The sequence below is a fragment of the Streptomyces sp. NBC_00461 genome, assembly GCF_036013935.1.
Taxonomy (GTDB): Bacteria; Actinomycetota; Actinomycetes; order Streptomycetales; family Streptomycetaceae; genus Streptomyces.
Genome location: NZ_CP107902.1, coordinates 1,331,216 through 1,342,027 on the forward strand (window position 1 = coordinate 1,331,216; position 10,812 = coordinate 1,342,027).

Here is a 10,812-nt window from a genome sequence, read left to right on the forward strand (position 1 = left end):
GGTCACTTCACGCCGCACGAACCAGGGGCCGCACAAGGGAGGAATACATCATGGATATGTCATGCCCTGATCAATCCAAGGTGGGAGTGGAACCACAACCCGGACAACACCAAGTGGTCGGTGGACAACGGCCTGACGCTGCGGACCGCGACCGTCACCGATGACCTCTACTGGGCCCGCAACACCCTCACGCACCGCATCCAGGGACCCACCTCCACCGCCACCGTCCAGCTCGACCACTCCACGATGCGGGACGGCGACCGGGCCGGGCTCGCGCTGCTGCGTGACTCCTCCGCGTGGATCGGTGTCAAGCGCGACGGCGCCGGGACACGGGTGTCCATGGTCAACGGGCCGGCCATGGACGGCAACTGGAACACCACCGGCACCGGCACCGAGGTCGCGAGCGCGCCCGTCTCCGGCGGCCGGATCTGGCTGCGCGCGAGCGCGGACATCCGCCCCGGCACGCCACGTCCCGGCACCTTCTCCTACAGCACCGACGGCACCCACTTCACCCGCCTCGGGCCCGCCTTCTCCATGGGCAACGACTGGCGGTTCTTCATGGGCTACCGATTCGCCCTCTTCAACCACGCCACGCAGGCACTCGGCGGCGCGGTCCGCGTCCAGCGGTTCGAGCTGTCCACGCCCTGAACGATCGGAGGATCGCACACCTCCCCCCACCACCCAACCGTACGAGGAGAACCATGAACCCGCTGAAGCGGCTCGGCGCTCGCCGAGCCTCGGTGTTGTCCCTGCTGGCCATTGGCGCCCTGGTGACGCCCGGCGCCGCGAGCGCCGCACCCGACGCCGTCCGGGCCTCCACGCTCGGGGCCCAAGCAGCCCAGTCCGGGCGGTACTTCGGGACCGCCGTGGCCGCCGGAAGGCTCGGCGACGGCACGTACTCCGCGATCCTGGACCGCGAGTTCAACGCGGTCACACCCGAGAACGAGATGAAGTGGGACACCATCGAGCCGTCCCGCGGCAACTTCAACTTCGGGCCCGGTGACCAGATCGTCAGCCACGCCGCCGCGCACGGGCAGCGGATGCGCGGACACACGCTGGTCTGGCACTCCCAACTGCCCGGCTGGGTCAGCTCCATCAGGGACGCGAACACCCTGCGCAGCGTGATGAACAACCACATCACCACGGAGATGAACCACTACAAGGGCAAGATCTACGCCTGGGACGTGGTCAACGAGGCCTTCGCCGACAACGGCAGTGGCCAGCACCGCAGTTCGGTGTTCCAGGACGTGCTGGGCAACGGCTTCATCGAGGAGGCCTTCCGCACCGCACGCTCGGCCGACCCGGCGGCCAAGCTCTGCTACAACGACTACAACATCGAGAACTGGTCGGACGCCAAGACCCAGGGCGTCTACAACATGGTGCGCGACTTCAAGGCGCGCGGTGTGCCCATCGACTGCGTCGGCCTCCAGTCCCACTTCGGCGCCGGCGGCCCGCCGTCGAGCTTCCAGACCACACTGTCGAACTTCGCCGCGCTCGGCGTCGACGTACAGATCACCGAGCTGGACATCGCCCAGGCGTCGCCGACGGCGTACGCCAACACCGTCAAGGCGTGCATGAACGTCGCGCGCTGCACCGGCATCACCGTCTGGGGCATCCGCGACAGCGACTCCTGGCGCAGCGGGGACAACCCCCTGCTGTTCGACCGCAACGGCACCAAGAAGCCCGCCTACCAGTCGGCGCTGAGCGCGCTGGGCGGCACGGCCGCGACACGGAGCGCGACCGCTCTTTCGGCCGGGTCCACGGCCGGCCGCTGACCATGTGGGCCCCGCCACTCGTGCGGGGCCCACGCCCGCTCTCCCTCCGCCATTGCGGCGGCACCGCGAGACTCGGCCGATTCCTGTGAGAAATCGTCGGCAACCTTTGTGCTTCCGGCGGTCACTGCACAGTGGACCATCGGGCTCGATCTTGCGAACGGACAGGAAATGAACACACCGAGGCAGGCCGCGCGGCAGCGGAGACAAAGACGCAAGCTCATGCTGGGCGGCACTTCGGCGCTGATCGCCGTGGGCGTTCTCACCTACCTGGTCATGGCGTTGCTCCCCGATCGCAACGCCGATGCGGCACCCGCCGCCGCCACACCGCTCGCCACCTCCCAGGTGAATGCCTCCGCCGCCGGCAGGACAGGCACCCCGACCGCGAAGGCGAGCCCGACCGGCTCCCCCTCCCCGACCGGCTCCGCCTCCCCGAAGGGTGCCGCGGCCAGCACGTCGGCACGACCGTCACCCAAGGACACACCGCGGTCCCAGCAAAAGCCCGCCACGACCTCCCAGGCGGGACGGCTCCAGCCCCACACCAGCTACAAGGGCGTCGCCACCGCCTACGAGGCCGCGGACGGAAACGGCGCCTGCCTGTTCGGCCCGAGCCCCGATCTCATGATCGCGGCCATGAACACCACGGACTACGAGACGTCCAAGGCGTGCGGCGCATACGTGCTCGTCCGCGCGGCCAACGGCAAATCCATCACGGTGCGGATCACCAACGAGTGCCCCCTGCCCTGCGCACCCGGGCAACTCGACCTCAGCCAGCAGGCATTCGCCAAACTCGCCGACCTCAAGGTCGGCCGGATCCCCATCACCTGGAGCCTGGTGAGCCCCAGCATCTCCGGCACGATCTCCATGCGGTACAAGACCGGCTCCAGCGCCTACTGGTGCGCCATCCAGGCGATCGGCCACCGCAACCCGGTCACCAAGCTGGAGGTCCGCACCTCAGGTGGCTGGCGGCAACTGCCCCGCACCGCCTACAACTACTTCCTCTCCGCGGACGGCACCGGGTGCGGCGGCACGATCAGACTCACCGACATCTACGGCGAACGGCTGACCATCACGGGAATAGCGGTGCGCCCGAACGTCGTGCAACCCACCCGCGTCCAGTTCGCCCAGCACTGATCCCACCGCCCGCCCAGGGCCGGCCACAACGCACCGCGGGCCGAGGTCGACCGCGTCCGAGGAAGGACGCGGACCGACCTCGGCCCTGATGTCGGGTCAGCCGCCGCTGACGGTCAGGTTGTTGGTGGTGAAGTTGAGTCCGCCGGACGACGAGGTGACCTCGTAGCCGAACTGCACGTCGCCGATGGTCTCGCTGCCGGGCATCCAGCCCTTGGTGTGGGCGATCCAGCTGAGGATCGGCTTGACGTCCACGGTGCCGGAGTTGGAGTCGGACGTCCGCAGGAACGAGAACACCTGGTTCGACCCGTTGGTGCCCTTGTAGACGTTCCAGTTGCTGCCGCCGACCGTGACGTTGTCCTGGTAGCTGCCGATCGGGCCGACGGATCCGTTGTAGTTGACCCAGAGCATGATCTCGTACTTGTGGTTGGTGTCCCAGATGTCGTACGACGTGTTGTACGCGCCGGACGACGGGACACTGACGTTGTAGTTGCTGGTGAGCCAGCTGAGGGAGTCGATCGACTTGTTGATCGACTTCGTCGAGTTGGCGTAGGACTTGATGCCGCCGGTGTTGGGGTGGTTGGCCGAGATACCCCAGTTGGTCCCGGAGTTGGCCCAGATGCACTGGGCGCCGGCGCCGGAGCCCCAGATGTTGTTGTAGAGCTTGTAGCCATCCAGGCTGGTGCTGCCGTACTGGTCACAGGTGTTCCAGACGGCGGCGGAGGCGGGGGCGGAGGCCAGACCGACGGTGGCACCGAGAGCCAGTGCCGGCGCCAGCGCCGCCATCGTGATCTTGCGTATCGCGCTTTTAACCATGGTGTCCCTTCCACGGGTGGGGGGATTGTGGGGGTGCTCCCACGTCCCCTGGCTGGGGACGTGGTCCTCTCCGGCGACGAAGTGGATCGGCTACGCGTCACCGGAAGAAGTCCTGGTTCAGGGACGGACGGGGCGAGGCGGTCGCGGAACCGCCGTCACTCCGTCGGGCGCCCAGGTCAGTTCGGTCTTGAGGACCAGTCGGTGGGGGCGACTGGAGAATCGGCTCGGTCAGTACGGCGGATCAGCGGTGCGGGACCGCATCGACGCGAGGCACTGCGCAGGGACGGGGCCTGCGAGACTGCGGAGAGATTCGGGCCAAAGGGCTTCAGCCCTTGATGGCGCCGGTGAGCATGCCCTTCTTGAAGTGCCGCTGGACGAAGGGGGAGGCCACCGCGACCGGGATCAGCGCGAGGACCATGACGGCCATCTGCAGTCCCAGGGCGGAGAGCTGGCCGGTACGGACCGCCTGCTGCAGACCCGTCGGCGCCTCGGTGTTCTTCTGCACCAGCTGGATCAGCACGTTCTGCAACGGCATCATCTGCTGGTCGGTGAGGTAGATCGAGGCGTTGAACCAGGCACTCCAGTACCCCACCGCGTAGAACAGCGAGATCACCGCCAGCACCGCACGCGACAACGGCATGACGATCGTCAGCAGGATCCGCAGATCACTGGCCCCGTCGATCCGGGCCGACTCGGTCAGCTCGGGAGAGATCCCCATGAAGAAGGCCCGCAGGACCAGAATGTTGAAGACACTGACCGCGCTGGGCAGGACCAGCGACAGATAGGTGTCCGTCAGCCCCAGCGACTGCACCAGCAGATACGTCGGGATCAGCCCGGCCCCGAAGAACATCGTCGCCATCATCGTCATCAGGAAGAACCGGTGGCCCAGGCTCCCCGGCCGCGACAGACCATAGGCCGCCAGCACCGACACCGCCATCGAGAACAGCGTGCCGAACAGCGTCACCCCCACCGACACCATGATCGCCCGGCTGACCTGGCCACCACTGAGCAACTCGGTGTAGTTGACGAAGGTGATGCCCTCGGGGATCACCACCAGGCCGCCGACCCGGTCGATCACCGGCTTCGGGGACAGGCTGGTGACGATCACGATCCACAGCGGACCGAGCACCCCCAGACAGCACAGCACCAGAAAGCCGCTCTTCGCGGTCAGTCCCACCCGGCTGGGCGACTCCTCCCACACCGGCCGGGCCGGAGCCTGCAGACTGCGGATGAGCTGCGTGTTCAGGCTCATTTCTTGTACACCCCCTGCTCGCCCAAAAGGTGCGCGAACTTGTTCGCACCCAGCACGAGACACACTCCGATGAGCCCCTTGGCCAGACCGACCGCGGCCGCATAACTGAAGTCGCCGTTTTGGATACCCATGTTCCACACATAGGTGTCCAGGACCTCGCTGGCCCCCGCACCGACCGCGGACCGCTGCAGCAGGAACTGCTCGAAACCGACACTCAGCGCGTCACCCACCCGCAGCACCAGCAGCAGCGCGATCACCGGGCGCAGCGCGGGCAGCGTCACATGCCACATTCGCCGCCAGCGTCCCGCCCCGTCCATCGCGGCCGCCTCGTACAGGTCGGTGCTGACCGCGGACAGCGCCGCGAGGAACACGATGATCCCCCAGCCGGCGTCCTTCCATACCGCCTGCGCGGTGACCAGGTACTTGAACAGGTCCGCGTTGGTCATCAGGTCGAACCCGCTCCACCCGTGATCCTCCAGGGTCTGGGCGATGATGCCCGCCCCGCCGAAGATCTGCTGGAAGACGGTGACCACCAAAACCCAGGAGAAGAAGTGCGGCAGATACATGATCGCCTGCGCCACCGCCCGCACCCGGGGCCGGATCACACTGTTGATGACCAGCGCCAGCACGATCGGGACCGGGAAGAACAGCACCAGCTGCAGCACGAACAGCATGATGGTGTTCTTTGTCGCGCTCCAGAACAGCGGATCGTCGATCACCCGCGAGAACTGCTCCACGCCCATCCACGGGCTGTGGAAGATCGCCGTGACGCCGTTGCTGGACGCATACGGGTCGTAGTCCTGGAAGGCCACGACGTTACCCAGCAGCGGAACATAGTTGAACAGGAGGAGCAGGAGGATGACCGGCAACGTCATCAGGATCAGCGCACGGTCCCGGCGCAGCCGGATCCGCAAGGGAACCTTCCCCGCCCTGCTCGCCCTTCCCGCCTTGTTCGTCCTTGCCGCCTTGCGCGGGGTCCTCTCCTTCGCCTCGGCTGTGGCGACGGCGGCTACCGGTTCCTCGACGGCCGCGGGGGGACGAGTCCCGTCGGGCCTGCTCCCGGCCGTGATGGACATCAGTTTCCGCTGCCGTTCTTGTCGATGAGCTGCTTGTACCAGTCGCGCAGCTTGTCACCGCCGGAGGACTTCCAGGTGGCGATGGCGGCCTGCACGTCGGACAGCTTCTTGTGGCCCCGCACGTAGTCGATCTGCAGCTGCTCGAACTGGCTGGCGAGGTTGGCGTAACGGGTCGGCTCGACGATGGTCATGCCGTACGTGGACGTCTTCTTCATGAAGGCGCCCATCCGCTGCTGCCACTCGACCTGCTTGCGGGCGACGTCCGGGAAGTCGGGGTGGGCGAAGTAGGCAGCCGGCGCCGCCAGCATCCCCCAGGCGTTGATCACCTCGGAGTTGCCCTGGTCCGTCTTGACCGGGACGCCCTTCTTGACCGTGTAGTGGGTGCCCTCGACGCCGTAGTCGACGAGCATCCGCTCCTTGGTGCCGTAGGGCGCGGCCGCGAAGTCGGCGGCGGCCAGCGCGTTCTCGACCGTCGTCTTCGAGGCGCCCTTGCGGATCATCGACCAGATGTTGGCGGGCGAGGACGCCCACAGCGTGGGGTGGCCGCCGTCGGCGCCGAAGATGTCCATGGCGTCGATCTGGAAGTCAGGGTTGGCCTTGGCCTGTTCGGCGGTCTTCTGGTACCAGGCGGAGGCGTCACTGACGTAGACCAGGATCTGTCCGGCGGTGAAACGCTGGCCCGCGTCGCCGGTTTGGGCCTTGTCGTCGGGGTGGACCACGCCCGCGTCGAACAGCTTGCGGGTCCACTCCAGAGCCTCAAGGTATTCGGGCCGCTCGACCTGGTACCTCAGCTTGCCGTCGTCATCGATGTTCCAGCCGGGGCGGACACCGAAGATGCTGCCCGAGACCCACGCCATGTCGCCGCATGCCCACACCTTGGCCTTGGAGCTGGTGGCGTCCTTGGCCCAGCTGAGGAACTCGTCGGCCGACTTGGGTACCGAGTAGCCCTTCTTGTCGAAGATGTCCTTGCGGTAGTAGGGCACGATGAAGCTCGCGGGAGCGGTGGGCATCGGGATGCCGCGCAGCGCGCCGCCGAAGATGCCCATGCGCCAGGCGTCGGACGGTATCGCGGCCAGGTTCGGGTACTTCTTGACCTTGTCGGCCGCCAGATAGGGGCCGAGGTCCATGAACTTCGCGGTGACCGCGTTCGCGATCTTGCCGACCAGCTCCCAGCTCGGCACGACCACCATGTCCGGTATGGAGCTGGAGGCGAGGACGGCGCCGAGCTTCTGGCCGTAGGTGTTGCCGTCCTGGTTCTGCCAGGTGACCTTGGTGCCCGCCGCGGCGTCGACCGCCTTGTAGTACGCGCACCCGGGCTTCGGCGGGGTGCCCCAGAGCGGGGACATGATCTTGAGGGGGGCGCCGGTGCCGAGCTTCTTCGGGACCGAGGTTTCGAGGGTCGCGAGGTTGACCTTGCCGGTGTAGCCGGCCGCCGAACCGTTCTTCGCCGGAAGATCCGGCTTGGCGACCGTGCTGGCCGTATAGGCCGGGAGAAGCTTGTCGGCGGCCTTGCCCGACGTGGCGCCCTCTCGCGACCCGCTGTCCGAACCGCCGCAGGCGGCGAGCAGGGGCATCCCGCCCGCCACTGCTGCGGTGGCGACCGCAGTCGAGGCGAGGAAGCTTCTCCGGCTTGGCCCGGAGGAGGCGGAAGCGGCGTTCGGCGTCATTGCGTCAACCCTTCATGGCGCACCAGGACACCCGGCGGTGGGCCGTCGGCTGCGGTGTCTTGACTGGAACTGGCTGAGCTGAAAACGAACATCCAACCACTGCGACATGTCTCACAGTCGAAGCGCTTCGATGTTGCTGTGAGGTTAAGTGAACACACATGGGTGCACAAGAGTCGCTTCCAAGATTCCTCCGTGGTATAGGAGGGGACTCTCTGCTTGCCCTGCTTGATGTAATGGTGTCGAAGTCTTCACATTCGCCCTGGAGCCCTATGGGCTCCGAAGGCATCGAAGCGCTTCGAAAGCGCACGTCGCCCCATCTCAAGGGATCCCACCTGTCCGCACAGGTCCTGCCCTCACCATCACCTTTCCGTGATCAACAGCCGCCGTTCGAGAACACCGGCCGGGAACGTGAACAGCGGGGCGCGGAGGGGTCCGGCCACCGTCTTCCCGTGAGCGATGTGCCTGGGCGGCGCGATCTGGAACACGGATCTCGTACGACGGGTCGACGCGGTGCGTATCCGGGCGCCCTGGAGTCGGGCCTGCCCGCTGAGGATGCGGGCGGCCTGGCAGGCGGTCGTGCTGGTCAAGAGCTGTCGTCCCGCTCAGGAACTGCGGTGGCCTGCTGCCGTTCTCGCCCGGCGCCCGGCTCGTGGAGGGCGCGGACCGGATCCCGCTGAAGACCCCGGCCGTGACCTTGCCGCACGTCTTCGAGGGGGACGCCCGCGACGAGGTGCGCGGTGCCGAGGGCGCCCTCCATCCGGCCCTGCGGTGGATGTCACCGGTCCTGAGCGGCGGGCCCCGGTGCGGCTGCGAAGACACGGACGTCCCAGGCACCGAGCTGCACGGGCGTACCGGTCGGGATCACGTGCCCGCTCTCGTCCAGGGCGTCGGTCAGGTCCGCCGGGGCCTGGGCAGTGGCCGGCTGCCAGCTCCAGTTGTGCACGACATGGACGCGCCGCCCGTCGGGGGCAGTGCCGGTGGCCACGGTGACCGAGTCCGGCAGGCCCTGCCAGCCGCCGCCCGGGGTGGGGGCGAGCCAGGTGGCGAGCGCTCGGGCCAGATCACGGCCGGGCACGGTGCCCACGCACGTGACGCGGCCCGCGCCGTGACGGCGGGTGGTGACGGCGGGCCAGCGTCCGAAGTGCGGGTGGTCGTACTCGGCCAGGACGTCGGCGTCCTCGACGGCCAGGCCCTCCACCCAACGGGTGGCCACCGCGTCGCCCGACAGCCGCAGCGGGCTGTCCGGTGCGGCGCGCAGCGGGACGTCGACATGCAGGTTGCTGAACTCGTCGTAGCGGACGCCCGCGGCCCGCACCAGTCGCGCCGGTGTCACCTCGTGGCGTGCCCGCGCCTCGTGATCGCCGTAGCCGGTACGGGGACCGAGCACGACGTGACCGCCCGCCTCCGCGTAGGCACCGAGCCAGTCGAGCATCCCGTCGTCCGCCACGTACAGCGCCGGAGCGATGAGCACGGGGTGCAGTTCGGCCGCCGCCTCCGGCACCAGTCCTGGGCGTTCGCCCCGCGGGTCGTGCAACTGGCGCGCGTGCAGGATCCGTACCTGGCGCCCCGCCTCGAACGCGCCCCGGTAGAACGGCTCGAAGATGCCCTCGTACGCACCCCCGTCCGGACCGCCGTCGGGGCCCGCGAGCGGCGGATACTTCTGCATCAGCCACCTGCTCGGCGCCGAGTACACCATCGCGATGTCCGCGTCCGGCGTGATCCCGGCGACCAGATCCCCGGCGCGCTCGAACTCGGCGCCCAGTCGGGCGAGTTCGCGGTAGGCGCGCCCGGGTTGTCCGCTGTGCGGGAGGATTCCGCCCCAGTACGTCTCGGTGCCGAAGTGCAGCGTGTGCCAGTGCCAGTACTCGATCATGCGGGCCCCGCGTGCGACCAGCGCCCACGCGGCCTGCCGCCACTGCCCGTCGAAGGCGGGCCGGTTCTCGTAAGTGCCGCTGATGGCCTGGGCGTTGGTCTCGGTGATCAGGAACGGCTCCTGGCGCGAGGAGTAGATCCTGTCGGCGCTCTGGTGCAGCGCCCACGCCCCGTACGCCATCCACTGCTGCGGCAGCTTCTCCCGCGGCGGCTCGGGCATCGTGAGGCTGTCCTGCATCTCGTAGTACGGGTTGCCCGCGGTGATGTCGAGGCTGTCGGTGAGCTCGTCGTCCTCCAGGCCGGGCAGGCCGTAGGCGAGGCAGGTGGTGACGAACTGGTCCGGCCTCGCGTACTCGCGCACGATGCCGGCCTGCCAGGCGATGAACTCGGTGGTCAGGCGTGCCTGGAAGGCCCGCCAGGCCAGGTCGTACTGCGGCTGCGCGTTGCCCTCCGGGGTCCACAGGTCGGCCCAGGTGGACAGCCGGTGCGACCAGTAGACGAGCCCCCACTCGCGGTTGAGGGTCTCGACATCGCCGTACCGCTGCCGCAGGTCGTCCACGAAGCGCTGGAAGACGCCGTGGTTGTGCGGCAGTCGCCCCCCGGGCTCGTTGTCGACCTGGAAGCCGATGACCGCGGGGTGGGCGGCGTAGCGGGCCGTGATCGCGCGGATCACCCGTTCCGCGTGGAAGCGGAAGGCGGGGTGCGTGAAGTCGACCTCCTGCCGGGCGCCCCACCCGGCGCGGCGCCCGGCCGCGTCCTCGGCGGCGATCTCCGGGTACTGCCGGGCCAGCCACGGCGGCACCGCGTAGGTGGGAGTGCCGAGGACGACGGAGATGCCGCGCTCGTGTGCGCCGTCGAGGACGGGTCGCAGCCAGTCGAGTTCGAACCGGCCGTTCTCCGGTTCCCAGGTTGACCAGACCGACTCGCCGACGCGGATGACGCTGAACTTCGCCTCCGCCATGAGATCGAGGTCGGTCTTGAGCCGCTCGTACGGCTGGTACTCGTGGTAGTAGGCGGCGCCGAACAGGACGCGCGCGGGCAGATCAGTCATGTGAGGCCCTCGATGAGACGGATGGGTCCCGGCGGCCGGAATCCGGCCGTGAATCCCCGGCTGCCGGAACGGGGAGGCAGTGGGTGTCAGCGGTCAGGTGCTCAAGTGTGAGGTGCCAGGTGTCGGGAGGTCGAGCCGGTCACGGACGTACCGGACCTGGTCCGAGGTGCTCATT

Annotated in this window: 7 protein-coding genes and 2 pseudogenes; 3 read left to right on the plus strand and 6 right to left on the minus strand. The window is 68.2% G+C overall.

The window, feature by feature from the left end; translation table 11 throughout:
* Positions 1-69: 69 nt before the first annotated feature.
* From OG870_RS06570 to OG870_RS06580, 3 genes and pseudogenes are all read left to right on the plus strand, one after another.
* Positions 70-648: pseudogene (locus tag OG870_RS06570) on the plus strand (xylosidase); the annotation flags it as partial.
* Between the two features lie 53 nt (positions 649-701).
* A pseudogene (locus tag OG870_RS06575) lies at positions 702-1,766 on the plus strand (endo-1,4-beta-xylanase); the annotation flags it as partial.
* Positions 1,767-1,994: 228 nt separating this feature from the next.
* Positions 1,995-2,906, plus strand: a complete 912-nt coding sequence (locus OG870_RS06580) for an expansin EXLX1 family cellulose-binding protein (protein ID WP_327690751.1) — start codon at positions 1,995-1,997, stop codon at positions 2,904-2,906.
* Between the two features lie 96 nt (positions 2,907-3,002).
* Here OG870_RS06580 and OG870_RS06585 read toward each other — a convergent pair whose 3' ends face one another.
* The 6 genes from OG870_RS06585 to OG870_RS06610 form a co-directional block, all read right to left on the minus strand.
* Entirely contained in the window at positions 3,003-3,719 is a 717-nt protein-coding gene (locus tag OG870_RS06585; protein ID WP_266527194.1) for a GH12 family glycosyl hydrolase domain-containing protein, read from the minus strand.
* Between the two features lie 325 nt (positions 3,720-4,044).
* A complete protein-coding gene (locus OG870_RS06590) occupies positions 4,045-4,971 on the minus strand; it encodes a carbohydrate ABC transporter permease (RefSeq protein ID WP_266527197.1) in 927 nt (308 codons plus the stop codon).
* Entirely contained in the window at positions 4,968-6,047 is a 1,080-nt protein-coding gene (locus tag OG870_RS06595; RefSeq protein ID WP_266586401.1) for an ABC transporter permease, read from the minus strand. Before OG870_RS06595 ends, OG870_RS06590 begins: the two co-directional genes overlap by 4 nt.
* Positions 6,047-7,714: an extracellular solute-binding protein gene (locus OG870_RS06600; protein WP_266586399.1), complete on the minus strand. Its 1,668-nt coding sequence runs from the start codon at positions 7,712-7,714 to the stop codon at positions 6,047-6,049. The genes OG870_RS06595 and OG870_RS06600 overlap by 1 nt, the downstream gene beginning before the upstream one ends.
* A 359-nt stretch (positions 7,715-8,073) precedes the next feature.
* Positions 8,074-8,301 (minus strand): hypothetical protein, encoded by a 228-nt coding sequence (locus tag OG870_RS06605; protein ID WP_266586397.1) that lies wholly within the window; start codon positions 8,299-8,301, stop codon positions 8,074-8,076.
* Between the two features lie 188 nt (positions 8,302-8,489).
* Positions 8,490-10,637, minus strand: a complete 2,148-nt coding sequence (locus OG870_RS06610) for a beta-galactosidase (protein ID WP_266586395.1) — start codon at positions 10,635-10,637, stop codon at positions 8,490-8,492.
* Positions 10,638-10,812 lie beyond the last annotated feature (175 nt).

Excerpts from the sequence above, each read along its gene's own strand:
- OG870_RS06610 (WP_266586395.1), bottom strand. The coding sequence starts at position 10,637 with ATGACTGATCTGCCCGCGCGCGTCCTGTTCGGCGCCGCCTACTACCAC.
- OG870_RS06600 (WP_266586399.1), bottom strand. The coding sequence starts at position 7,714 with ATGACGCCGAACGCCGCTTCCGCCTCCTCCGGGCCAAGCCGGAGAAGC.
- OG870_RS06580 (WP_327690751.1), top strand. The coding sequence starts at position 1,995 with ATGCTGGGCGGCACTTCGGCGCTGATCGCCGTGGGCGTTCTCACCTAC.
- OG870_RS06595 (WP_266586401.1), bottom strand. The coding sequence starts at position 6,047 with ATGTCCATCACGGCCGGGAGCAGGCCCGACGGGACTCGTCCCCCCGCG.
- OG870_RS06585 (WP_266527194.1), bottom strand. The coding sequence starts at position 3,719 with ATGGTTAAAAGCGCGATACGCAAGATCACGATGGCGGCGCTGGCGCCG.
- OG870_RS06590 (WP_266527197.1), bottom strand. The coding sequence starts at position 4,971 with ATGAGCCTGAACACGCAGCTCATCCGCAGTCTGCAGGCTCCGGCCCGG.